This window comes from Actinoplanes sp. NBRC 101535 (assembly GCF_030269225.1).
GTDB lineage: Bacteria > Actinomycetota > Actinomycetes > Mycobacteriales > Micromonosporaceae > Actinoplanes > Actinoplanes rectilineatus.
Genome location: NZ_BSSY01000012.1, coordinates 60,258 through 85,715, shown reverse-complemented (window position 1 = coordinate 85,715; position 25,458 = coordinate 60,258). Strand labels below are relative to the sequence as shown.

15 protein-coding genes and 1 pseudogene are annotated in these 25,458 nt (G+C 70.9%); 7 read left to right on the top strand and 9 right to left on the bottom strand.

The features are described from left to right. Nucleotides 1-7: 7 nt before the first annotated feature. The 7 genes from QSK32_RS29435 to QSK32_RS29405 are packed head-to-tail and all read right to left on the bottom strand — an operon-like array spanning nt 8 to nt 10,014. Nucleotides 8-1,120: an aromatic ring-hydroxylating oxygenase subunit alpha gene (locus QSK32_RS29435; RefSeq protein ID WP_045742835.1), complete on the bottom strand. Its 1,113-nt coding sequence runs from the start codon at nt 1,118-1,120 to the stop codon at nt 8-10. A 2-nt stretch (nt 1,121-1,122) separates the two neighbouring features. Beyond that, nucleotides 1,123-2,265, bottom strand: coding sequence for an N-methyl-L-tryptophan oxidase (gene solA, locus QSK32_RS29430; RefSeq protein WP_285473765.1), 1,143 nt, complete (start codon nt 2,263-2,265; stop codon nt 1,123-1,125). Between the two features lie 18 nt (nt 2,266-2,283). After that, complete coding sequence (locus QSK32_RS29425; RefSeq protein ID WP_285473764.1) at nt 2,284-4,623, bottom strand: GcvT family protein; 2,340 nt, start codon at nt 4,621-4,623, stop codon at nt 2,284-2,286. Between the two features lie 3 nt (nt 4,624-4,626). Then, the gene (locus tag QSK32_RS29420; RefSeq protein WP_245673967.1) at nt 4,627-5,559 is read right to left on the bottom strand and encodes an ABC transporter substrate-binding protein; all 933 of its coding nucleotides are present in this window, start codon (nt 5,557-5,559) and stop codon (nt 4,627-4,629) included. A 17-nt stretch (nt 5,560-5,576) separates the two neighbouring features. Next, complete coding sequence (locus QSK32_RS29415) at nt 5,577-7,499, bottom strand: ABC transporter permease (protein ID WP_285473763.1); 1,923 nt, start codon at nt 7,497-7,499, stop codon at nt 5,577-5,579. After that, nucleotides 7,496-8,521, bottom strand: a complete 1,026-nt coding sequence (locus QSK32_RS29410) for a quaternary amine ABC transporter ATP-binding protein (protein ID WP_045742831.1) — start codon at nt 8,519-8,521, stop codon at nt 7,496-7,498. The genes QSK32_RS29415 and QSK32_RS29410 overlap by 4 nt, the downstream gene beginning before the upstream one ends. After that, nucleotides 8,518-10,014, bottom strand: a complete 1,497-nt coding sequence (locus tag QSK32_RS29405) for a GMC family oxidoreductase (RefSeq protein ID WP_285473762.1) — start codon at nt 10,012-10,014, stop codon at nt 8,518-8,520. Before QSK32_RS29405 ends, QSK32_RS29410 begins: the two co-directional genes overlap by 4 nt. 760 nt (nt 10,015-10,774) lie before the next feature. Here QSK32_RS29405 and QSK32_RS29400 point away from each other — a divergent pair. The 3 genes and pseudogenes from QSK32_RS29400 to QSK32_RS29390 form a co-directional block, all read left to right on the top strand. Next, nucleotides 10,775-11,317, top strand: a pseudogene (locus QSK32_RS29400) (Pecanex-like protein 1); the annotation flags it as partial. A 990-nt stretch (nt 11,318-12,307) separates the two neighbouring features. Next, nucleotides 12,308-13,147: a siderophore-interacting protein gene (locus QSK32_RS29395; RefSeq protein ID WP_285473761.1), complete on the top strand. Its 840-nt coding sequence runs from the start codon at nt 12,308-12,310 to the stop codon at nt 13,145-13,147. Between the two features lie 84 nt (nt 13,148-13,231). Then, on the top strand, nt 13,232-14,440 hold the full coding sequence (locus tag QSK32_RS29390) for a CynX/NimT family MFS transporter (protein ID WP_285473760.1): 1,209 nt from the start codon (nt 13,232-13,234) through the stop codon (nt 14,438-14,440). A gap of 662 nt (nt 14,441-15,102) precedes the next feature. On the opposite strand, the gene QSK32_RS29385 is transcribed toward QSK32_RS29390, so the two are convergent. Next, complete coding sequence (locus QSK32_RS29385; protein WP_285473759.1) at nt 15,103-19,218, bottom strand: AAA family ATPase; 4,116 nt, start codon at nt 19,216-19,218, stop codon at nt 15,103-15,105. A gap of 150 nt (nt 19,219-19,368) precedes the next feature. On the opposite strand from QSK32_RS29385, the gene QSK32_RS29380 reads away from it, so the two are divergent. Next, entirely contained in the window at nt 19,369-20,841 is a 1,473-nt protein-coding gene (locus QSK32_RS29380) for a glycosyltransferase family 39 protein (RefSeq protein WP_285473758.1), read from the top strand. Here the strand turns inward: QSK32_RS29380 and QSK32_RS29375 are convergent. Continuing rightward, the gene (locus QSK32_RS29375; RefSeq protein WP_285473757.1) at nt 20,825-21,481 is read right to left on the bottom strand and encodes a 4'-phosphopantetheinyl transferase family protein; all 657 of its coding nucleotides are present in this window, start codon (nt 21,479-21,481) and stop codon (nt 20,825-20,827) included. The two genes, QSK32_RS29380 and QSK32_RS29375, sit on opposite strands and share 17 nt — an antisense overlap. A gap of 53 nt (nt 21,482-21,534) precedes the next feature. Here QSK32_RS29375 and QSK32_RS29370 point away from each other — a divergent pair, with 53 nt between their 5' ends. The 3 genes from QSK32_RS29370 to QSK32_RS29360 all read left to right on the top strand — a co-directional run bounded on the left by QSK32_RS29370 (nt 21,535) and on the right by QSK32_RS29360 (nt 25,435). Beyond that, nucleotides 21,535-23,970, top strand: coding sequence for a glycogen/starch/alpha-glucan phosphorylase (locus tag QSK32_RS29370; protein WP_045742824.1), 2,436 nt, complete (start codon nt 21,535-21,537; stop codon nt 23,968-23,970). 158 nt (nt 23,971-24,128) lie between these two features. Continuing rightward, nucleotides 24,129-24,629, top strand: a complete 501-nt coding sequence (locus QSK32_RS29365; RefSeq protein WP_285473756.1) for a SigE family RNA polymerase sigma factor — start codon at nt 24,129-24,131, stop codon at nt 24,627-24,629. After that, nucleotides 24,626-25,435: a hypothetical protein gene (locus QSK32_RS29360; RefSeq protein ID WP_157411051.1), complete on the top strand. Its 810-nt coding sequence runs from the start codon at nt 24,626-24,628 to the stop codon at nt 25,433-25,435. Before QSK32_RS29365 ends, QSK32_RS29360 begins: the two co-directional genes overlap by 4 nt. Nucleotides 25,436-25,458: the final 23 nt, after the last annotated feature.

The window sequence follows — 25,458 nt, the reverse complement described above, 5'->3', positions numbered from 1 at the left end:
AGATTTCCTAATTACCCCCGAGGGTTCTATCCCGCGCCCACTGGTGGAACGCGCCGATGTGATGCTCGCTGGGCACCAGCACCCCGCCGTCCGCGTACGCCCGGGACGACATCCCCGGCTGGCAGCGCTCGCACGCGTCGAAGTCCTGACGGTTGACCCGGTCGAAGAGCTCGACCGACGGCCCCAGATCCACACCGGAGGCGACCACGTCCGGCCGGAACAGCCAGTCGCACTCGACGACCGTCCGGTCGACCGCCATCGGGAACATCCGGTGCAGGATCACGTGGTCGGGCACCAGGTTGATGAAGACCTGCGGCTTGACGGTGATCGCGTAGTAGCGCCGGTCCTGCTCCGCGCTGATCGTGTCGATGCCGGCCAGGCCGCCACTACCGTCCACCGTGAAACCGGTGACGCCCGGCCCGAACTCGGCGCCGTGGCCGACGTAGTACTGCGCGGCGTACCCACCGGCGAACTCCGGGAGGACGTGCACCAGCTCGGGATGGATCGTCGAGCAGTGGTAGCACTCCATGAAGTTCTCGATGATCAGCTTCCAGTTGGCCCGGACGTCGTAGCGGATCCGCCGGCCGACGACCAGGTCGTCCACGCCGTACCGCTCGATCGACGCCACGTCGCCGAGACGCTCGACGCAGGCGCCCACCACGTCCTCCTCGAAGGACGGCGGCTCGGCGGCCAGACAGACCCAGACGTAACCGAGCCACTCCCGGACGTGCACCGGGCGCAGGCCGTACTCGACCCGGTCGATGTCCGGCATCTTCACCAGGTTCGGCGCGGCCACCAACTTGCCGTCCAGGTCGTACGACCACGCGTGGTACATGCAGCGGAACGTCCGCTTGACCGCGCCGGCATCGTCGGCACACAGCTGCGCGCCCCGATGCCGGCACACGTTCAGGAAGGCCCGCGCGTCGCCGTCCCGATTCCTGGTGACCAGTACGCTCTCCCGCCCCACTGTCGTGGTGCGGAACTGACCCGGGGCGGCGATGTCCGCCCCCCGGATCACGCAGAACCACATCTGCTCGAAGATCTGCTCCTGCTCTCGGGCGAAGAGAGCGGGATCGGTGTAGAAGTGACCGGGAAGAGTCGGGACGAGCGAACTGACCATGGCTACTCCATGAGCCGGCGGGGATGGAACAGGTCGATCGGGTGGGACGTCGCTCCGGTGGTGGCGAGATCGGCCAGGATCTCCCCGACGACCGGGACGAATTTGAAACCGTGCCCGGAGAAACCGCAGGCCACGGTGACGGCCTCGTGGGCCGGGTGCCGGCTGATCACGAAGTGCTCGTCGGGGGTGGTGCTGTACATACAGGGCTCGCCGCGCAGCCAGGAACCGGGCAGATCGGGCAGGATCCGGCCGGCGCCGGCCGCCATCTCGGCGATCTCCTCCGGGTGCACCTCGGTGTCCAGCCCCTCCGGCGTGGTGTCGGAGCCCCGCCGGAAGAACGCGATCTTGGCACCGCCGTCCGGGCCGTCGATCGCCGGGAACCCGTACATCTGGCTACCCTCGGCCGGCTCCCAGATGTAGATCGGGTGCGACTCCGGCCGGAACGCGTCCACCCCGCCGCGCGGCTGGAACCAGTGCTGCACCTGCCGCTCGATCCGGATCGGCACACCCAGGTCGGCCAGCAGGCCCGGCGCCCACGGTCCGGGACTGATCACCAGCTGGCCGGCCGTGTACTCCCCCGCCGCGGTCCGCACCCGGACACCGCCGCCGGTGGTCGGCTCCCAGGACTCCATCGGCTCGTCGAAGTGCAGGTCGGCGCCGTGCTTCGCGGCCAGGTCGAGCTGCGCCACCACGGTCCGCTCCGGACGGACGAAACCGGCCTTGGCCTCGTAGAGCGCCACCTCGTCGTCGTGCGGCGCCATGGTCGGGAAGCGGCGCCGCAGCTCGGCGGCGTCGAGCATCTCGTGCTCCAGGCCCCACCGCCGGGCGCTCTCCAGGGCACCGGAGACGGTCCTCGACTCCGGCCGGCCCACCATCACGCCGCCGGTCAGGGTGATCACGTCGCGGCCGGACTCCGCCGCAAGCGCGTCGAACAGCTCGTACGACCGGAGCAGCAGCGGAACATACTCGGAGCCCTCGAAGTAGGACTGCCGGGTGATCCGGGAGCCGCCGTGGCTCGCCCCCCGCGAGTGCCCCGGCCCGAACCGTTCCAGCCCCAGAACCCGGTGCCCCCGGGCGGCGAGGTGGTGCACGGCGGCACTGCCCATGCCCCCGAGTCCGACAACGATCACATCGTAAGCAGGCACAACAGGCTCCTGTCCAGGCTAACGCCGGAGGCGTTCGTGTTTCGGGTCGAACAGCGGCTCGGCCGCCACCGTGGCGAGCAGCCGCCGATCGAAGTATCCGATCTCCACCTGTGTCCCGGGGACGGCGAGTGCCGACGGGAGCCACGCGTACGCGATCACCGACTCGACCGTGTGCCCGTACGCCGCACTGGTCACGTGACCGACGGCGAAGCCGCCCGCGTAGACCGGCTCGGACCCCATCGGCACGTCCCCGGTGTCCGCCACCAGCAGGCAGGTCAGTCGACGGTCCGGCGCGGTGGCCGGCCGCTTGTCGGGGCTGACCGCGAACCCGAGGCCGGCCTGGAACGGGTCGTCCTCGGTCGTCATGTCGACGCCCCAGGCCCGGTAGCCCTTCTCCAGCCGCAGACTGGTGAACGCCGCCCGGCCCGCGGCGATCAGGCCGTACTCCTGGCCGGCCGCCCAGAGCGTGTCCCAGAGCCGCAGGCCGTACTCCGCCTCGGTGTAGATCTCCCAGCCCAGCTCGCCGACGTAGGAGAGCCGCAACATGGTGACCGGCACCATGCCCAGATAGCCGCGGCGCACCTGGAAGTACTTGAAGGCGTCCGGGGAGACGTCGATGTCGGTCAGCGGGGCGACCAGTTCCCGGGCCGCCGGACCCCAGAGGCCGAGTCCACAGGTGCCGCCGGTGACGTCGCGGACCACCACGCCGGGCGGCGCGGCCCGCAGCAGGCGGTCCAGGTCGAGCGGGCCGTTGACGCCGACCTGGAAACGGTCCTCGGCGAGCCGGGCCACGGTGACGTCACTGGCCACGCCGCCGGCCGGGTCGAGCAGCAGGGTGTAGACCACCGAACCCACCGGGCGGTCGACGTCGCTGCTGGTCAGCGCGTTGAGGAAGCCGACCGGGCCGATCACCTCGAGCCGGGTCAGCGGGCTCATGTCGTAGAGCGCCACCCGGCGACGGGTCAGCCGGGCCTCGGTCTCGGCGATCGGCGACCAGTGCCGGCCGGACCACTCGTCGCGGGGCCGGGCCTCGTCGGAAGGCGGGTTGGACGCGTACCAGAGGGGTCGTTCCCACCCGGCGGCCTCGCCGAAGACCGCGCCCAGCTCGGCCTGCCGGGGGTGGAACGGGCTGACCCGCAGGTTGCGCACCGCCGGCGGGTCCAGCGGGTGCACGATGTCGTAGACCTCGGCGAAGTTGCGGATCGCCCGTTTGCGGACGTATCCCGGGGCCAGTTGCGCCGCATCGAACCGGTTGAGGTCGCATTCGTGCAGGTCGAGCGAGGAGCGGCCGTCGACCATCCACTCGGCCAGGGCCATCGCGGCGCCGGCCGAGTGGGTCACCCAGATCGCCTCGGCGGTCCAGAACCCGCGGAGGTCCCGGGATTCGCCGATCAGCGGAAAGCCGTCGGCGGTGAACGAGAAGACGCCGTTGAACGCCTCCTCGAGGGTCTTGCCGCGCAGCGCCGGGATCAGCTCGATCGCCGCCGACCAGGACTGTTTGAAGGTCTCCGGGGTGTACGGCAGCTTCGACGGGTGCGCGTCGCCGGGCAGCTCGTCGAGGCTGACGGGCATGGGTTCGTGCAGGTAGGAGCCGATGCCGAGGCGGTCGCCGTGTGCCCGGAAGTAGAGGTCGCGGTCCTGGTGGCGGACGATCGGGAGTCCGTCGGCGACGCCGGCGACGCCGGTGGTCCGGACGTACTGGTGGGCCATCGGCAGCAGCGGCACCGGCACTCCGGCCAGTGCGCCGATCGCCGGTCCCCAGAAGCCGGCACAGCTCACCACGATGTCGGCGTCATAAAGTTGATCATCAGTCCGGACGCCGCTGACGCGGCCTCTCCGCGAGACGATCTCAATCACTCGACTGTTTCCGATGAATCGGGCACCGCGCTCGCCGGCCCGCGAAGCCTGCACTTCGCACGCCTTGATCGCCAGCGCCAAGCCGTCGGTCGGCACGTGCAATCCACCCAGAAGACGTGATTTATCCAGCAGAGGGAACATTGCGGCACATTCCGCCGGGTCCACCAACGAGGACGAGATCTCCCATGACTGGCCATATCCGAAACGCCGGTGCAACTCGGCCAGACGCTCGGGCGTCGTCGCCACCTCCAGGCTGCCCACCGTGGAGAAGCACCCCAGCGAGGAGTACTTCTCCACGGTGTAACGGGCCATCCGGGCCAGAGTCCGTGACGGGTTGGTCTGGAAGACCAGCCCCGGCGCATGCGAGCTGGAACCACCGGTGACGAAGAGGGGCCCCTGTTCGAGCACGGTGACGTCGGTCCAGCCACGTCCCGTCAGCTCGTCGGCGAGCGCACAGCCCACGATGCCGGCGCCGATGATCACGACCTTCGGTCCGGGCATCGCTCAGCTCCCGGCCGGGATCCAGGACTTCCAGGTGGCCTCGTGCTCGGACGCCCACTTCTCGGCGGCCTGCTCGGCGCTCATGCCCTGGTTGGTGAGGTAGTCGGAGACCAGGTTCTGGTCGTCGTTGGTCCAGGTGAAGTTCTTGACGAACTCGTAGGCGGCACCACCGGTGTCGGCGAACTTCTTGCTGACCACCTTGTCCAGCACGTAGTCCGGGTAGTCACAGGCCACCTTCTTCGGGTCCGCGTCACAACCCTCGGTGTACGCCGGGAGCTTCACCCGCGCGTACTTCTCCTTGGCGAACAGCCACTGCGGCTCGTAGAAGTAGAAGAGCAGCGGCTTCTTCTGCGCGGTCGCCTGCTGGGCTGCCTTGATCAGCGCGGCCTCGCTGCCGGAGTAGACCACCTTGTAGTTCAGCTTCAGGTTCTCCACCAGGGCGGCGTCGTTGGTGACGAACGACGGATCACCGTCGAGGAGCTGCCCCTGGGCGCCGGACTCGGAGGTCTTGAACAGGTCGGCGTACTTGTTGAGGTTGGCTCCGTCGGTGATGTCCGGGTACTGCTCGACCATCCACTGCGGGACGTACCAGCCGATCACGCCGGTGTTGCCGGTCGGCCCGGCGTCCACGGCGACCTTCTTGTCCTCGATGTACGTCTTCTTCAGATCCGGATGGCCCCAGTTCTCCACGATCGCGTCGACCTCGCCGGTCTCGAAGCCCTGCCAGGCGATCTCCTCCTTGAGGTTCTTCGTCTCGACGGTGTAGCCGAGCTCCTTCTCCAGGAGGTACTCGATCACCGCGGCGTTCGCCTCGTACCCCACCCACGGGTTGATCGCCAGGTTGACCGTGCCCTTGCTCTCCCCGCTCGGCGCCGACCCGGCGTCGGAGGTGGCACCGCCGCAGCCGGACAGGACCAGGCCGAGTACGGCGGTCATCGGGATTATCCGCAACTTCATTGTCGAGAGCCCTTCGTCGAACGATGAAACCCTTGGGTGAGGCGGTCCAGCAGGACACCGAGCAGCACGATCGCGAAGCCCGCGGCCAGGCCCCGGCCGAAGTCCTCACGCTGGGAGAACCCGGCGACCACGTCGTATCCGAGCGCACCCGCGCCGACCAGGCCGCCGACCACGACCATCGCGAGGACCATGACGATCCCCTGATTGGCGGCGAGCAGCAGACCGCCGCGGGCCATCGGCAGCTGCACCTTCCAGAGCAACTGGCGCGGGGTGGAGCCGGCCGAGAGCGCGGCCTCCACCACCGTGGCGGGCACGTCGCGGACCCCGCGTTCGACCAGCCGGACCACCGGCGGGACCGCGAAGATGACCGCCGCGACGATCGCGGTGAACCGGCTCGCGCCGAACAGTGCGACCGCCGGCAGCAGGTAGACGAAGGAGGGCATGGTCTGCGCGGCGTCCAGCAGCGGACGGGTCAGCACGGCCAGCCGGTCGTGCCGGGCGCAGAGCACCCCGGCCCAGACCCCGATCAGCATGGTCAGCACGGTGGCGACCAGGACGGTGGCCAGCGTCTGCATGGCGTGCTGCCAGAGGCCGAGACCGTTCACCCCGGCGACGGAGGCGGCCGCGATCAGCGCCGACCGCCAGTCCGCCATCAGCAGCCCGGCGACCAGCACGAGCACCGTGAACAGCCACCAGGGCGTGGTGGTCAGGGTGGTCTCGAGCGGGTTGAGCAGAATCGCGCTGACCGTGTTCTTGAGCCACTCGGTCACGTCGTACCAGTGCAGCTCGACCCATCCGGTGAGCTCGTTGACCGGCGCCGCGAAGGAGAACCGCGGCACGGCGTCGCCGATCGGCAGCGCGGCGACCACGGCCGCCGCGCCGAGCACCGGGACCGCCACCCGCCAGGAGTGCGGCCTGCGCCGGGACGCCGCGGTGGTCACCCGGTCCAGCACCACCGCCATGATCACGATGGCCAGGCCGGCGTCGAAGGCCGCGCCGACGTTCACCCGCTCCAGCGCCCGGATGATGTTCTGGCCCAGCCCCGGCGCGTCGATCAGCGCGGTCACCACGGCCATCGAGAGCGCCATCATGACCGTCTGGTTGACCGCGAGGACCAGCGTCGGCCGGGCCATCGGCAGCCGCACCCCGGTCAGCAGCTGCAGCCGGGTGGCGCCCTGCGCGGTCGCCGCCTCCACCGCGGTCGGCGCGACACCGGCGATGCCGAGTTCGGTGATCCGGATGGTCACCGGCACCGCGTAGATCAGAGTGGCGATCACGGCGGCCGGCGAGCCGATCAGGAACAGCAGCGTCATCGGCGCCAGATAGGCGAAGGTCGGCAGGATCTGCATCACGTCGAGCACCGGTCGCAGCGCCGCGCCGACCCAGCGGACCCGGGCCGCCAGCACACCGAGCGGCACGCCGAGCACCACCGCGATCAGCACCGCGGACAGGGTCAGCGCCAGCGTCTCCACGCTCTCGACCCAGAGGCCGAGCACGGCGAAGGCCACAAAACCGGTCACCGCCAGCAGCCCGGCCCGCCACCCGGCGACCACCAGCGCCAGCGCCCCGGCCACGGCGACCAGGCCGGCGAACCCGAGACCGGTCAACCCCGCGCTCACCGCGTCGACGAGCAGGCGCACGCCGAGGCGGATGTAGTTCACGCCGTACAGGAAGAGGGGGTTGACGTCCCGGTTCGCGTCGACCCAGTCCCGGACCCCGTCGAAGAAGCGGAAAGCCGCGGCGTCCGAGGAATCCGCGGCCGCCGTCGTGCGGAAGCTGAGGAGGGCCACCACGCTCACGACCACCAGGACCGCGATACGGGTACGCCCGGAGCGCAGTCCCGCCGCGCCCCAGCGACCTGGGTGTCCCGCCCCGTCCTCCGCCGCGCCGGTCTCCCGGCCGGCGGTCGTCACCGTCACGCCGGAACCTGCCGGCGATGCCCGAGCAGGGCCGGCAGCAACTGTTCCGCATCCACCACACCGACCCGCACGTCCCCGTCGACCACCGGCACCGGGCGATCCGCGCGCAGCACCCGGGCCACCGCGTCACGGATCACGGTGTCCTGCGGCAGCGGGGTGTCCTCGAGCTCCTCACCCTCGGCCGCGTCCCGGGTGATCCAGCGCAGGGTCAGCACGTCGGCGCGCGGCACGTCCCGCACGAAGTCGGCCACGTAGTCGTCGGCCGGCGCCCCGACCAGCTCCTCCGGCGTGCCGACCTGCACCAGCTCGCCGTCGCGCAGCACCGCGATCCGGTCGCCCAGGGTCAGTGCCTCGGCCAGGTCGTGGGTGATGAAGACCATCGTCTTGCCGACCTCGGCGTGCAGCCGCCGCACCTCGGCCTGCATGTCCCGGCGGATCAGCGGGTCGAGCGCGCTGAACGGCTCGTCGAAGAGCAGCACCTCGGGATCGGTCGCCAGGGCGCGGGCCAGGCCGACCCGCTGCTGCATGCCGCCGGACAGTTGCTCCGGCAACTGGCGCTCGTGCCCGGTGAGCCCGACCAGCTCCAGCACCTCCGCGGCCCGCGCGTGCCGTTGCGCCCGGCCGGCGCCCTGGATCTCCAGCCCGTAGGCGACGTTGTCCAGGACCTGGCGGTGCGGCAGCAGGCCGAAATGCTGGAAGACCATCGCCACCCGGTGCCGGCGCAGCTCCCGCAGACGCTTGGCGGACATCGCCCGCACCGCCTCGCCGTCGATGCGCACCTCGCCGGCGGTCGGCTCGATCAGCCGGGTCAGGCAGCGCACCAGCGTGGACTTGCCGCTGCCGGAGAGCCCCATCACGACGAAGACCTCGTTGGCCGCCACCTGGAAACTCACGTCCCGGACCGCGACCAGGCAGCCGAGCCGGTCGCGCAGCTCGGCGCGGGGCAACGCGGCCAACGGCGAACCGGGCACCCGTTCGGCCCGCGGGCCGAACACCTTCCAGAGCCGCTCGACCTCGATCATCGGTCGCCCGCCAGGGACGCGGCGACCAGGTCGGCGGCCTTCTCGCCGATCATGAAGACGGTGACCATCGGGTTCACCGTGGGCATCACCGGGAAGACCGAGGCGTCCGCGATCCGGACGTTGTCGAAGCCCTTCAGCCGCAGCTCCGGGTCGACCACGGCACCGGGGTCGCCGGCCGCGCCCATCCGGCAGGTGCCGGCCGGGTGATAGACGGTGTGGTGGGCGGCCCGGCCGTACGCGGAGAGTTCCTCGTCGGTACGCAGATGCGGCCCCGGCGCGATCTCCCGCTTGATCCAGGAGGCGAACGGCTCGGTGGCGGCCACCTCGCGGGCCAGGCGCAACCCGTCCACGATGGTCCGCTCGTCGTAGCCCTCCGGATCGGTGAAGTACCCGAAGTCGAGCAGCGGCTTGGTGCCCGGATCGGCGTCCGCCAGCCGGAGCCGCCCGGAACTACGCGGCCGCGGGATGTTCGGGGTCATGCCGAAGCCCCATTCCGGCACGTCGTAGCCGAGACGCGCGGTGTTGACCGTGAACGGGATCTGGTAGAGGTGGAACATCAGGTCGGGCCGGGTGGCACCGGGCTCCCGCCGGACGAACAGGCCGGCGTCCGAGTCCATCGCGGACATCGGCGGGATCGGCCGGCTCGCCTCCCAGAGGATCAGCGACTCCGGGTGGTCCAGCAGGTGATCGCCGACGCCGGGCAGGTCCGCCCGCACCTCGATGCCGAGTTCCTCCAGGTCGGCGGCGGGACCGATGCCGGAGAGCAGCAGCAGGCGCGGGGTGTCGATCGCGCCGGCGCTCAGGACGTACTCGTGACGGGCCCGGATCAGTCTCGTGCCGTCGGCGTCCCGGACGGTCACGCCGCGATCCGGGTCGAGGTGGTACGCCCACGTCTCGGTGAGGATCGTCAGGTTGGGCCGGTCCAGGTGCGGATGCAGGTACGACACCGACGCGGACGAGCGGACACCGGTGTCCGGGTCGTAGCCGACCGCGAAGAATCCGGCGCCGTCCACGAACGGCGCGGCGTTGAAGTCCTCGATCACCGGTACGCCCAGCGCGGTGTGGCACGCCGCCACGAAGTCCTCGGTCAGCGGGTTGCGATCCTTCTCCCCGACCGGGGTGATCGCGACCGCCAGCCGCTCCCAGTAGGGCAGCATCGCGTCGTACGACCAGCCGGTCGCGCCGGCCGCCACCCAGTCGGCGAAGTCCTCCGCCGGCGGCAAGAAACTGATCATGGTGTTGTGCGACGAACAACCACCCAGGACTCGCGCGCGGGAGTGTCTGATATGCGAATTCCCACGCGGTTGTTCGACGGTCGGATAGTCGTAGTCGTACGGCGACTCCAGCAGGTTCAACCAGTTCCGCAGTAGCAGCACGTTGTCGTCGCCGACGTCGGACGGTCCACCCTCGACCAGGCAGACCCGTACCCCGGGATCGGCGGAGAGGCGCGCGGCGACCACCGATCCGGCAGTGCCACCACCGACCACCACCACATCGAACTCGATCGTTTCCAGTTTGCGCCACCTTCCATCGGGAGGCCGTGGCCGCGCTGTGGGAACAGGATCTTCAGCTCAGTGGTAGGGGTCAATGGCCCTGAGTTTCTTTTACCTCTTCGCAACAACCCCGGCATACCACACCGGCCGCGACCCCTCATCACAGAGAGTCACATCGACGCCTCCTGCAGTGAGCGGATTCCGGCGCCGACATCCCCCTCAGGCTCCGATCAAGGCATGGACCACCGACGATCGGAATGAGATTTTTCACCTTTCCGGGGGAACATTCTTCCGGACGCCCGGCAGTGCGATAGACGTTCTTCGTGACGTCAATGTGACGCGCCGTTCCCGCTCCGGCCGGGAGTCCGGCACCCTCCGGGGGTGGTCTTGCGGCCGTCCTGCTCAGCCCGGTGCATGCTGCTCGCGGTGAACCCTGGACATCATCCGTTCGGATGATGCCGGGGGTTCGATGGCAGAACCATATTTTTTCTTTAAGTCCGCCGTAGGAAACCATCAAATCACGTCCCGGAATTGCTTTCTGTGAGCAGGGCTCCTAACGTCTGGTCGTCGGCGCCGGATCGGCCGCCGGCAGTCCGGTAATCGGCGAAAAGAAGGTCACGTCATGCGAAGCTCGGGTCAGCGACGTACCCGGCTGCTCGCCGTCGGCGCAGTGGTCGCCGCGGCCGGTGGTGTCATCGGATTCACCCAGATCGCCTCCGCTGACACACAGGACGGCACCAGCGGGGCCGGCAAGATCGTGGGTAACAACCTGCAGATCCTCACCGACACCTGCGTCGACAGCCAGCTCGAGCCGCACGACGGCTTCCAGAAGGGCAACCGGTGCGTCTCCACCGAGTTCGGTGAGGTCGGCGCGGCGGCGAACAACCCCACGCTGCTGATCACCGAAGCGCCGACCCAGGTCCAGGCCAACACCGCCTTCACGCTGAAGATCAGCACCCGCAACCTGATCCGGGATCGCTTCCTCGCGGCCGGCCAGGGTGGGTACTACGTGGAGAGCTCGGTCCTGCAGAACGGTCTCGTTCGCGGCCACTTCCACACCGCGTGCCGGATGCTGGACAGCACCGACGCCGCGCCCGCCCCCGAGCCGGTCCCGGCGTTCTTCGTCGCGACCGAGGACAACGGCGGCTCGGCCACCCCGGACACGGTCACCATCCAGGTGCCGGGCCTGCCCACCGACGGCGAGGCGCAGTGCTCCTCCTGGGCCGGTGACGGCTCGCACCGCATCCCGATGATGGAACGCGCCAACCAGACGCCCGCCCTCGACTCGGTGCGCATCACCGTCGGCGGCAACGGCGGCGACAACGGTGGTGGCGGGAACAACAACGGCGGTGGCAACAACGGGGGCGGGAACAACAACGGGGGCGGCAACAACGGCGGTGGCAACAACAACGGCGGTGGGAACAACAACGGCGGCAACAACAACGGGGGCGGTGGGAACAACAACGGCGGCAACAACAACGGGGGCGGTGGGAACAACAACGGCGGTGGCAACAACGGGGGGAACAACACCAACACCGGCGGCGTGAAGCCGACCACCCCGGCCGCGACCATCACCCCGAAGACCACGTTCGAGGCCACCCCGAAGACCACGGTCACCAAGACCAAGGAGGCCGACGCCTCCGGTTCGAACGCCGACGACGAGGACGAGGAGACCACCTCGGGGTCGACCAAGTCGACCACCAAGGCGACCACCAAGCCGTCCGACTCCGAGTCCGACTCGGACTCCGACTCGTCCGACTCCTCGAACGAGGAGAGCGAGACCACGACGAAGAGCACCCCGAAGAAGACCACCGCGCCGACCGAGGACCCCACCCCGGACAGCACGGACGAGGCGGGCACTCTCGACTCGGGCAGCGACTACGACGGCGCCCCGGATGCGGACCAGCCGAACACCGACACGATCGCCGAGCCGCCGGCCACCAGCGCCGAGACCGGCCCGCTCAGCCTGATCAGCAACAACATCGCCTGGTTCGGTGGCGGTGCGGTGCTCCTGCTGATCGCCCTGATCTCCCTGGCCTTCATGCGGAACAACCGTCCCCGCAACAACTGGCGCTGACCCCCGCGGCGCCGATCGTCGAGGCGGGTAGAACCTCTCACGAGGTCCTGCCCGCCTTTTCGCGTTCACGATCCACTACCCTGAGTTACCGCGTTCACCCGATCAGGGCGCCTATCGGGGACAACTTTCCCTGAACGCAGAGGCGGGGCGGTCACTCACAGAAAATAAGGGTAGCCTCACCTACTGAGATCTCTCCACCGGCAGTGAGGTGCAGTCATGGCGAACAGACCGGCGCGACCGGCCATCGAGGGCGTGGTCACCCGAGTCGAGCAGCTGACCCCGCACATGGTGCGTGTGGTGGTCGGCGGTGACGCCCTGGCCGGCTTCCCGGCCGGCGAGTTCACCGATCATTACATCAAAGTGTTCTTCCCGCAGGACGGCGTGGCATATCCGGAGCCCTTCGACATGGGCCTGATCCGGGAGAGCCTGCCGCGCGAGCAGTGGCCCGTCACCCGGACCTACACGGTGCGCAAGTGGCTGCCCGAGGTCCAGGAACTCTGGGTCGACTTCGTGGTGCACGGCGACTCCGGCATCGCCGGACCGTGGGCCGCCAACGCGAAACCCGGCGACAAGATGCGGTTCCTCGGCCCCGGCGGCGCCTACCGGCCCGAGCCCGACGCCGACTGGCACCTGCTGGCCGGCGACGAGAGCGCGCTGCCGGCCATCGCCGCGTCCCTCGAGGGCGCGCCGGCGGGCGCCAAGATCCGGGCCTTCATCGAGATCGACGGGCCGGACGAGGAGCAGAAACTCGAGACCCTCGCCGACGCGGAGATCACCTGGCTGCACCGCGGCACCCGCCCGGTCGGCGAGCTGCTCTGCGACGCCGTCCGCGGCTACGAGTTCCCGGCCGGCCGCGTCCTCGCGTTCGTGCACGGCGAGGCCAACGCCGTCCGCGACCTGCGCCGCCACCTGCGCCGGGAACGTGGCCTGACGATGGACCAGCTGTCCATCTCCGGCTACTGGCGGCGCGGCATGAACGAGGACGGCTGGCAGTCCAGCAAGCGCGACTTCAACGAGCAGACCGAGCGTGAGCAGGAGACTCCCGCGCCCGTCTGACCCCATCGGTAAGTGGCGCCCGGGCCGTGTGACCGTACACACCCGGGCGCGCATCGGACCTCACGGCGGGTCCATGATGAGGCCGTGGCGACGCAGAGTGAACAGACGGTGCAACCGAGGACGGGACGACGGTCGGGGCCGCTCTTCGCGCTGATCGCACTCCTGCTGGCAGCGCTCAACCTGCGACTCGCGGTCACCAGCGTCGGACCGGTGCTCACCGAAATCCGCGACGGCCTCGGCATGAGCACGACGATGGCGGGGCTGCTCACGTCCGTACCCGTGCTGTGTTTCGCCTCGATCGGCCTGGCCGCGCCCCGCCTGGCCCAGCGCTTCGGCGCCGCGCCGGTGATCCTCGGGGGCATGGCACTGCTCGCCGGCGGCCTGGCGATCCGCCCCTTCACCGGCGGACCGATCCTGTTCCTGCTGTTCAGCGCCATCGCGATGGCCGGTATCGCACTGGCCAACGTGCTGCTGCCGTCGATCGTCAAGGACCGTTTCCCCGACCGGATCGGCACGATCACCGGCCTCTACTCGGTGGCGCTGAACATCGGCGCCACCACGGCGGCCGCCGCGACCGTGCCGCTGACCGGCGCGTTCGGCGACGACTGGCGGCTCGGGCTGGCCTGCTGGGCGCTGGCCGCGCTGGTGGCACTGCCGCCGTGGGCGCTGATGGCACGCGACCACCGGGCCGCCGCGCAGGCCACGCCCGCCCCCGCGCCGGACCCGGTACGCATCAGCCGGCACCCGGTCGCATGGGCCCTCGGCGTGTACTTCGGCATGCAGTCCACCTCCGCCTACGTGATCATCGGCTGGCTTCCGCAGATCTACCGGGACGCGGGCATCTCCGCCGAGATGGCCGGCATCCTCTTCGCGACGACCTCGTTCCTCGGCGTGCCGCTGTCGTTCGTGCTCTCCGCGCTGATCAGCCGGTTCCGTTCGCAGAGCCTGATCGCCCTCGTCCTCGGCCTGTTCGGCATCGCCGGCTGGCTCGGCCTGATGATCTCGCCGACCGCCGCGCCGTGGGTCTGGGCGGTCATGCTGGGCGTGGTCAACACCGCGTTCCCGCTGGTCCTGACGATGATCGCGCTGCGCGGCAAGAACCCGGGAACGGTCGTGCGACTATCCGCCTTCGCCCAGGGTGTGGGCTATCTGTTCGCGATCCCGGGACCGCTGGTGATCGGCGCCCTGCACGACGCCACCGACGGGTGGCGGGTGCCGCTCGGCCTGATGGCCCTCCTGATGGTTCCGCAGATCATCGCCGGCATGGTGGCCGGCCGCGACCGCCAGATCTGATCCGCCCGCCCCCACCGCCACCGTCGACGGCCGACCCCCCTCAGCCGTCGTCCACGGCTCCCCAACAGGCCGACCACAGCCCTGACGCACGGCCGAACCAACCCAGCCGTCGCCCACGGCTGCGAGGGCGGCCCAAAACAGCCCTCACGCACGGCCGACCGACCCCAGCCGTCGCCCACGGCTCCCCAACAGGCCGACCACAGCCCTCACGCACGGCCGAACCAACCCAGCCGTCGCCCACGGCTGCGAGAGCGGCCGGGAACAGCCGTGGGCGACGGCTGGGCACCTTGCGGGAGCGACGATCCCGGGAGCGCGGGCGGAGTGTGCGGAGACGGGAAAGCGCCCCGGCCGGGGGAGCGACCGGGGCGCGAAGTCAGTGGGGGTGCGACCCGGTGCGCCGGACCGAGGAAGTGCCGGCGCACCGGGTAGCGTCCCATCCAGCAGGAGGACCATCGCCTCGAAGACTCCCGCCGAGCAAGGTTAGGCTAACCTAACATCCAGCGGGGATCAACGGCGGACCTCAGCGGGTGGGCACGGCGGGCCCGCGCCGGACACGCGGGACGCGGCCCAACCGGATCAGCAGCACGACGCCGGCTACGCAGGACACGGCCGAACGGGATCAGCAGCCCGACGCCGGCTACGCAGGACACGACCGAATCGGATCAGCGGCACGGGGCTGCCGGGTCGCGGGACTCGTTGCGGCTCAACGGGATCTCGACGGCGCAGAGACGGCGGACCGCCACCGCCTCGTCCAGCGGCCACATGCCCACCGTCGCGTCCGCACCGGCGCTCGCCAGCATCGAACCGTCCGGCGAGAAGTCGAAACTGACCACCGACGCCTGATGCCCGGTCAGGACTGCCCGGATCTGCCACGTGCCGGTGTCCCAGAGCCGGATCACCCCGTTGACGTCGGTCGACGCGAGGGTCCGGCCGTCCGGCGAGAACGCGACCCGGTCGATCTGGTCCAGTTGCTCCTTCGAACGCCACACCACCCGGTTGTCGGCGGTGGCCCGGACCTCGACGACCCGGCCGGTGCCGGCCGCCGCGTACGTCCGCCCGTCCGGCGCCGTCGCCATGTCGAGAGCCTGGTAGTCGCCGATCCCCTGCGGTTCGCCCTCCTCGGCCAGGTCGGGTGTGCGCAGCGTACGCAGCACCATCTCCTTGGTCCCCCCGGATCCGCTGTCCGCCGCGTCGACGACGGTGTCCAGGACCCGCAGGCGGGTGCCGTCCAGGGAGAACCCGATCGCGTACGCGGTGTGCAGATGGTCGCCGAGAACGATCCGTCCCCGGAGTTCACCGGTGAAGTCGTAGACGGCGACCACCCCCGGCACCTTGTCGTCCACCTCCGCCAGGCCGCCACCGGTCGACACCGCCACCAGCGTCCGGTCCGGGGAGACCACCAGGTCCTTCGGATCGCCGTCGAGGCGGACCGTGGCGCGGCGCCGCCCGTCCGGGCCGAAGAAGGTCAGAGCCTTGTCGGGGCGGGTTGCCACCACCACCGTCGCGTCCGCGCCGAACCCGATGCCCTGCGGCACCCCGGCGAGCGGAACCCGGACGGTCTCCTCCCGGCTCCGGGCGTCCCAGATCCGCAGCTTCCGGTCCTCACCCCCTCCGGCCACCAGGGTGCCGTCCGGTGAGAACGCGACGTCGTACACCGCCTCGTCGGCGGGCATCCAGTTGGACGAGAGGCGGAAGACCACCGTCGGTTCCTCGGGACCGGTGATCACCACGTACGGCGCGGACGCCGACGCCGCGGCCGCCCGGTAGTTGGTCAGCCCAGTGTTCAGCGAACCGGTCGCCTCGCTGGTCAGCGACCACAGCGCCGAGGTCCGCTCGCCCGCCGGCGCCACCACCAGCTCGCTGCGGGTGACCGCGACCGGCCCGGGCTGGTGGATCTTCCCGTCGTCCGGGGTTACGCTGCGCAGCCGCTTGCCGGCCGGGACGGACCACTGCTGGATCTGCCCGTTCGTGCTGTTGGTGACCAGCGTGCCGTCCGGCGCGAAGCTCAGGTAGAGCCCGGCATCGGGCAGCTCGGCGACCCGGGCGCCGTCGCCGATGCGCCACACCCGGACGCCGTACACGGTGTCGGACTCGGCGAGATACCTGCCGTCCGGGCTGACCGCCAGGAACATCGCCGGCTTCGTGCCGATCGCCAGCGAGCGGGTCAACCTACCGGTCACGGCGTCCCAGACACCCACCCGGTAACGCCCGCCGGCCGGCTCGGCCAGGTCGCCGACCACCCGGCTGGTGCCCGGGACCCAGGCGAACGGGCCGATGCCCTCCAGGGTGCGGTGGGCCCGGCCGGTGGCGACGTCCCAGATCTGCCCGCCGCCCGGGATCGCCAGCGTGCCGGACGCCAGGTAGCGGCCGTCGGACGAGAACGCCAGCGTGTGGACCGGCTTGCCGGACTCGAGCCGCAACGGCGGTCCGGCCGGGCTCAGCGTCGCGGTGTCCCACAGCTGGACGGTGCCGTCGACGTGGCCGACGGCGATCCGGGCGCCGTCCGCGCTGATCGCCACCGCCCCGCCGCCGGGACCGGTGCCCAGACGGCCGACCAACGGGAGCATCTGCGCGGACAGCACGGCGCTGCGGGCCTCCACGGTGTGTCCCTCGCTCCAGGCCTCCAGCGCGCTGCGGATCGCCGCCGCGTCGTCCTCGTACAGCGCGGCGAGCGACTCGGTGCCGTGCAGCCGGGACGCCGTCCAGCGGGTGGTCTCCTCGGCGCCGCGCCGCTGGTCCAGGGCGATCAGGCCGCCACCGACGGCGAGCAGCAGCGCCACCGCGAGACCGGCCACCAGCCGCCACAGCCGCCGGGTCGCCTGCCGGCGCGCCAGCTCGGCCTTCTCCGCGGCCGCCCACCCGGCCTCGAGATACTCCCCCACCACCGGGGGTACGCCGGCGCCGGCCGGCACCCGCTCGCGGGCCGCCAGCAGGCGGGAGCCGCGGGGCAGCAGGTCCGGGTCGCGGCCGGAGGCGTCCCAGTCCCGGGCCGCCTCCACCACCTGACGGCGCAGCACCAGGTCCTCGCGGGCGTCGGCGAGCCAGCCGGCCAGCCGGGGCCAGCTGGTCAGCAGCGCCTCGTGGCTGATCTCCACGGTGTCCGCGCCGACCGTCACCAGGCGGGCCTTGACCAGCCGGCGCAGCACCCGGGAGTCGGTGGCGGCCCGCTCGCCGCGACGGCGTACCACGGTGCCGTCGGCGGAGACGGTGACCAGGGCGAGCAGGGCGTCCCGCAGACGGTCCCGGTCGTCGGCCGGCATCTCCAGGTAGATGTGTTCGGCGCTCTCCGCGACGGCGTACCGGATCCCGCCGGTGGATCGGTACGCCCCGACCGTCAGGCGCAGGCCCTCCCGGCGGTCCCAGGTGGCGCGCAGGGCGTGGGCGAGCAGCGGCAGCGCGCCCGGCTCGTACCCGTCACGGCCGTCGACCCCGAGGTCGCGCAGCAGCAGGTCGGGCAGTCCGGGTTCGACGGCGAGGCCGGCCTGTTCCGCGGGTTCGACGACGGCACGGCGGACCGCCTCGGCGTCGAGTGGGCCGAGCACCACGTGACCGGCGGCCAGGATCCGGGCCAGGGGCGGCAGTTCGACGCAGGCGGGGTAGAAGTCCGACCGGACCGCGATCACCACCAGGGCCGGGGCGGCGTCGGCGAGCGCCGTGGCGTACGCGAGACGTTCCTGCGGGTCGGGGCACTGGGTGAAGAGTTCCTCGAACTGGTCCGCGATGATCACCGGCCGGTGGCCCGCCGCGGTCGCCGCCGCGGCCAGCTCACCGACCGAGGACGCGTCGGAGGAGGCGAGCGCCTGCAGGCGGGTCACGAGACTGCTCAGCGGGCGTACCCCCGGGGTGGTCGGGATCCACGCCCAGGCCGACGCCCCCTCGCCCAGCGCTCCCCCCGCGAGGCCGGGCAGCAGACCCGCCTGCAGCAGCGACGACTTACCCGCCCCGGAGACCCCGGTGAGGACCAGCGGCGGACCGCCGACCGCCTGTTCGGCGAGGCGGCCCAGCAGTTCGGCGACCTGCGCCTCCCGGCCGCGGAACCAGGGTGAGTCCTCCGGTTGGAAGGCGACCAGGCCGGGGTACGGCGGGATCGTCCCACCCGGCACCTCGGCCGGTGTCCCGGTGTCCGCCGGGAGTTGTTCCCGGGTGACCGCGACTAGGTGCCGCCGGACGTCGTCGAGCTGTTCGTGCAGGCGCAGGCTCTGCACCGCGAGCTGCTGGCGGAGGCCGTCGACGCCCTGCCGCACGTCGGCGAGCATCCAGCGCAGCTCGTCGACACCGAGGCCCAGTTCGCGGAAGGCGGCCTCGAGGACCGCGCGCAGGTCCTCGTCGGTGAGTGCGGCCTCGGCGATGGCGGTGCCGATCGCGTCCACCTCGCGCAGCACCCGGGAGATCTCCTCGTGCAACGCGCGGCCCTGTTCGTCGGCGGCGGCGAGCCGCGGCAGCAGGTCGGCGGCGATCGCCTCACGGAGACGTTCGTCACTCGGCGGCACACCGTCGTCGCGTTCGTCGCGGAGTCGTTTCGCGGCTCCGGCGACCGTGTCGGCGAGGAAGTTGCTGCCCACCCCACCCAGTTGATCGAGGCCGGCCGCGACGGTGTCGCCGGTGCCGAGCGCGGCCCCGGCGACGGGAGCGACCGCGGACGCGGTGAGCAGGGCGAGGATCGCGTAGGGGCTGGCGCTGCGCAGTCCGGACGTGGTGCGCCGGCCGGCCGCGCGAATCCAGGCGCGCACGCCGTCGCGGGCTCGTTCGGCCGCGGGATCGTTCTCCGGTTCGCGCACGGCAGCCGTCCTTCGTGGACATCGATACGCTTCGGGGTCTCATGATGACACTCGTCGTCCATCCGTGGAGCCCCCCGAGACAAGGCGGCACGCAGCTCGTACGCTGTGGCCGTGGTCGATGCGCTGAGTGAGGTAGCGGATACACAACGTATGGAAATCGGTCGCCGGCCGATCGTCTGGTGGCCCGTCGGCCTGATCGCCGCGGCCGCGACGCTGCTCCTGCTGACCACCGCCCACCGGTACGACTACCACCGCGACGAGCTCTACTTCCGGATGCTCGCCCGCGACCCGCAGTGGGGCTACCTCGACCAGCCGCCCTTCACCCCGATGCTCGCCCGCCTCGGCATCGAGGCGTTCGGCGACACCGACTGGGCGATCCGGGTACCGCCCGCGATCCTGCTCGGACTCGTCGCCGTGCTCGCCGCCGCGGTGGCCCGCGAACTCAACGGCGGTGCGGTCGCCCAGTCCCTCGCCGCGGCCGGCGTCTTCGGCGTCTTCCCGCTCTCCGCCGCGCACGTCACCTCGACCGCCGTCACCGACCTGCTGGTCTGGCTCGGCGTGCTGCTGTGCGCGATCCGCGCGCTGCTGTGGGGACGGGAACGGGCCTGGCTGGGCGCCGGTCTGGTGGCCGGGCTGGGGCTCTACAACAAGCACCTGGTGGTGCTGCTGCTCCTCTGTCTGGCCGGCGGCATCCTGATCGCCGGACCGCGCCGGGTGCTCACCTCACGATGGCTGTGGGCCGGGGCGGGACTGGCCGTGCTCGTCGGCCTGCCGAACCTGATCTACCAGATCGTCGAGGGCTTCCCGCAGGTGACGATGGCCGCCGCGCTCGCCGACGAGCGGGGCGGCGACAACCGCACGCTGATGCTGCCGCTGCAGTTCGCGCTGATGATCCTGCCGCCGGTCTGGATCGCCGGCATCGTCGCCCTGGTACGCGACCCCCGGCTCCGGCAGATCCGGGCGCTCGCGGTGGCGTACCCGCTGATGTTGATCCTGCTGCTGGTGATGGCCGGAGCGCCCTATTACTCGATGGGTCTGCTCCATGCCCTGTTCGCGATCGGCACGGTGCCCACCGAACGGTGGATCACCGGGCACATCGGACGCCAGGCCGTGCTCGCCGCCGGCACCGGCCTCTCGATCGCGATCGGCGTCGCGGGCGCCCTGCCGGTGATCCCGGCCGACCGGCTGAGTGCCACGCCGGTGCCCGCGCTCAACCAGACGGTCGCCGACCAGATCGGCTGGCGGGAGTACGTCTGGCAGGTCGCCGCGGTCTACACCGCGCTGCCACCGGCCTACCGGAGGAGAACGATTCTGTACGCCGGGAACTACGGCGAGGCCGGCGCGCTCGACCGGTACGGGCCGCGGCTGCGCCTGCCACCGGTCTACAGCGGACACAACGAGTTGTGGCGGCTCGGACCGCCCCCGGAGGGCAGGAACGTGGTGATCGCGGTCTTGCAGGCGCCCCCGGCCCGCGCGATCGAGCTGTTCCAGAGCTGCCGGGTCGCCTTCCAGCTGAGCAACGCGTTCGGCGTCGAGAACGAGGAGACCGGCACCCGGGTGTACGTGTGCGAGACGACCGAATCGTGGGCGAGCATCTGGCCCCGGACTAGGCACTACGGCTGACCGCGGTCACCACCAGGCCGTTGCCGATCACGTATCTGCCGTGGAACTCCGCGATCGGCGCCTCGATCAGGATGCGGGCCGTGAAGGTCCGCTCCACCGGGTCGATCACCAGGGTGGCGTCCTGGAAGCCCAGCCAGGTGCGGGCCAGCGGGTACCACGCCTTGTAGACCGACTCCTTGGCACTGAACAGCAGACGGTCCCAGTGCACACCGGGCTCGGCCTTCGCCAGCTCGGCCAGGTGCTCGAGATCGCCGGGCGCGGTCACCACGTCGACCACCCGGTGCGGCAGCGGGCCGTGCGGCTCGGCGTCGATGCCCAGGCCGGCCACGTCGGCGATCCGCGCGACCGCTGCGGCCCGGTATCCGGTGCAGTGCGTGATGCTGCCGGCCAGACCCTCCGGCCAGAGCGGCTCACGCTTCGGGCCGGGCCGGATCGCGACCGGCGGATGTCCGAGAATGCCCAGCGCTTCACGGGCGCAGCGGCGGGCCGTCACGAACTCCCGGCGGCGTCCCGGAGCGGCCTTCTCGACGAGATCCTCCTCGCCCGGGAAACAGGGCTCGGACTCGTCGTCCACGTACGCCTCGGCGATGGACACCTGGGGCGGCAGTAACGAGGCGAGCACGGTGAGAGAGTCTGCCACGCGGAACCGCGAACGTCAGCCACCGGTAACGTGATCGCGGCAGAATGGGCCACATGGATCTTCGTGGCATCAGCCCTCGCCGGCTGGGAACGACTGTTGAGGACTTCCAACAGGATCTCGCCAACAATCTCTTCTACCGGCGGGGCACCACCGTCGAGTCGGCGAGCGCCCGGGACGCGTACGAGGTCCTGTCCCTGACCGTTCGTGACCGGCTGGCCGAACGCCGGGCCCGAACCGCCGCCGCCCACTACGCCAGCAACCCGAGATGGGTCTACTACCTCTCCGCCGAATACCTGTTCGGCGGCCAGCTGGAACAGAACCTGCTCTACTCCGGCACCGGCGAGATCGCCGCCGAGGCGCTCAAGGCCCTCGGCTACACCCTTGAGGAGCTGGAGGACCTGGACATCGAGCCGGGCCTGGGCAACGGCGGCCTGGGCCGTCTGGCGGCCTGCCTGGTGGACTCGATGGCCACCCGGGACATCCCGGCGGTGGGCTACGGCATCCGCTACGACTTCGGCATCTTCAAACAGTCCCTCGCGGACGGCAGCCAGCACGAGCGGCCGGACGACTGGGCCTTCCAGGGCAACCCGTGGGAGTTCCCGGCCCCCGACGACCGGCAGACCGTCGGGTTCTACGGCCACACCGAGCCGGTGCCCGGTTCGGCCACCCGCAAGCGCTGGGTGCCCGGTGAGGTGGTCCTCGGCGAGCCCAGCCACATGCTGGTCCCCGGCCACGGCACCGAGACGGTCAACATCGTCCGGCTGTGGCGGGCCCGGGGCAGCGAGGCCTCCTTCGACCTGAGCCGCTTCTCCGCCGGCCAGTACGCCGAGGCGGTCCAGGAGATGGTCCGCGCCGAGAACATCAGCAAGGTGCTCTACCCGGACGACAGCACCGAACTGGGCCGGGAACTGCGGCTCAAGCAGCAGTACTTCCTGGTCTCCTGCTCGCTGCGGGACATCGTGCGCCGGTTCCGGCTGCGCAACTCGGACTGGGACGAGTTCGCCGACAAGACCGTCATCCAGTTGAACGACACGCACCCGACGGTCGCCATCCCCGAGCTGATGCGGCTGCTCGTCGACGAGTACGACGTGGAGTGGGAGAAGGCCTGGTCGATCACGCGGCGGACGTTCGCGTACACCTGCCACACCCTGCTGCCGGAGGCGCTGGAGACCTGGCCGGTGGACCTGTTCCAGCGTCTGCTCCCCCGCCACCTGGAGATCATCTATTTGATCAACATGCACTTCCTGCGCGAGGTCGAGCAGCGGTTCCCCGGCGACACCGACCGCCTCCGCCGGATGTCGATCATCCAGGAGGGCGGCGAGCGCCGGGTCCGGATGGCACACCTGGCGGTGGTCGGCACCGAGGCCGTCAACGGCGTCGCCGAACTGCACTCCAAGCTGCTGCGCGAGACCGTGCTGCAGGACTTCGCCGACCTGTGGCCGGTGAAGTTCCAGAACGTCACCAACGGCGTCTCGCCCCGCCGCTTCATCAAGATCGCGAACCCGGGCCTGTCCGACCTGATCACCGAGAGCCTCGGCGACGACGGCTGGCTGCACGACCTGGAACGCCTCGCCGAACTGGAGTCGTTCGCCGACGACGCGTCGTTCCTGCGGCGCTGGCGGGCGATCAAGCGGGCCAACAAGGTGGCCCTGGGCGCCGGCGACCCGGACTCGCTCACCGACGTGATGATCAAGCGGTTCCACGAGTACAAGCGGCAGCAGCTCAAACTGCTGCACGTGATCACCCAGTACCAGCGGATCCGGGAGAACCCGGCCGGCGACTGGGTGCCGCGCACGGTGCTCTTCGCGGGCAAGGCGGCACCCGCCTACCACGCCGCCAAGAACATCATCCGGCTGATCAACGCGGTCGGCGCCACCATCGCGGCGGACCCGGTCGTCTCCCCGTACCTCACGGTGGTCTTCGCGGAGAACTACAACGTCACCCTCGCCGAACGGATCATCCCGGCCGCCGACCTCAGCGAGCAGATCTCGCTGGCCGGCAAGGAGGCGTCCGGCACCGGCAACATGAAGCTGGCCCTCAACGGCGCGCTCACCATCGGCACCCTCGACGGCGCCAACATCGAGATCCGGGCCCGGGTCGGCGCGGACAACTTCTTCCTCTTCGGCCTGGACGCGTTCCAGGCGACCGACAGGCAGCGGGCCGGGTACCGGCCGTGGTCGTACTACGAGCGGGACCCCGAGTTGAAGGCGGCGGTCGACGCCATCAACTCCGGGACGTTCGGCGGGGTCGGGCACGAGGTGGCCAGCTCGCTGCTCGGCCACGACGAGTACCTGACGTTCGCGGACTACCGGGCGTACGTCGACTGCCAGGACGAGGTGGAGAAGGCCTGGCGTGACCAGGACCGGTGGACCCGCATGTCGGTCCTGAACTGCGCCCGCAGCGGCTTCTTCTCCTCCGACCGGACCGTCGCCGACTACGCCGCCCGGATCTGGCGGGTCTCCGCGGTCCCGGTCCCGCCGCTGACCTGATCTCTCCGGGGTACGCCCGGAGCACGGTCACCGCTGCTCCGGGCGGATCTGGGATTCACGTCTCACGCCTCTTGCCGCGGAACCGCCGGTATCTCTACCGTCGTCCGGTCCGGTCGTTCGCGTCGCCCGGTTCGGCCGTTCGCTGAGGGGGTGACATCGTGCGTGACGATGCGTTCCACGCGTACTTCGAGCGGCATCACGCCTCCCTGTCCCGCCTGGCGTACCTGATGACCGGCGAATCGGACGTCGCCGACGACCTGGCCGCCGACGCCCTCACCGAGATCTGGCGGCACTGGGACCGGGTCACCGCCGCCGACGACCCGGCCGCGTACGGGCACGGTGTGGTGATGAACCTGGCCCGCAACTGGGTACGCCGCCGCAGCCGGGAACGCCTGCTCACCCTGGAGGCGTTCCGCCGGGGCCGGGACACCGACGTGCCCGCGGTGCTGGACGTCCGGGGCGCCCTCCGCCGGCTGCCGGAACGCCGCCGCGCCTGTGTCGTCCTGCGCTACGCCTTCGACATGCCGGAACGCGAGGTCGCCGGGATCCTCGGCATCTCGGTCGGCGCGGTCAAGAGCGCCACCTCGCGCGGCGCGAAACAGTTGGCCGACATACTCGGTGACAGTGCCCGGTTCGACGGATGGGAGGCGGCACGGTGAGGCTCTCCGACGACGAGCTGCGGGCGGCCCTGCGCGCCGAGGCCGACGGTCACCAGCCCGACCGGTCCGCCATGCTGCAGCGGATCACCGCGGCCGCGATGACCGACCCGGCCCGCACCACCGCGTCACACCGCCACACGCCGAGACGCAGTCCCCGGATGCGCCTCGCCGCCGTGGGTGCCGCGGTGGCCGCTCTGTTCGCCGGGGGTGGCGTCGCCAACTGGGCCCTGGCCGGCAACAACGACCGGCCGGACGCGACGCCGGTTGTCACATCGTCACCGGCGGCGTCACCCGATCCGACCGCGACCACCGGGTCGCCGTCGGCGTCACCGTCGCCGTCGCGTTCGTCTGCCCGTCCGACGGGGACGCGCTCCCCGGAACCGACCGCCACCGCCTCGCCCACGCCTCCTGCCTCCCTGGTGAGCGACGGGCCGCTGTGGTCGGACGGCTCGGTCGACCCGGACAGCGGTGACACGCAGGGCGCCAGCGTCGTGACCCTCAAGACGGCTGCCGCGCTGACCGGCCTGCAGGTGGACATCCGGGTGGCCCGGACCGAGGGTCTGGTGTCGCGGGGCGGCACGAAGCACGCGCCCGGTGGCAGCGTCACGGTGGCGGTGATCGAGGAGTCCGACGCCTTGGTCTACCGGTTCACGCTGTCGTCGGCGGACACGTTGCCGGTTGGCGAATACACATTTACCGCGAAATACACGTACGCATCGGGCGGGCGGGACGCGGGTGGCGACACCTATGCGGCGACCGCCACCGCCGACGGCTCACCCCGGCACGTGTCCGGCGACTTCTTCTGAGCTGCGCGTGGTCCGGCAGAGGT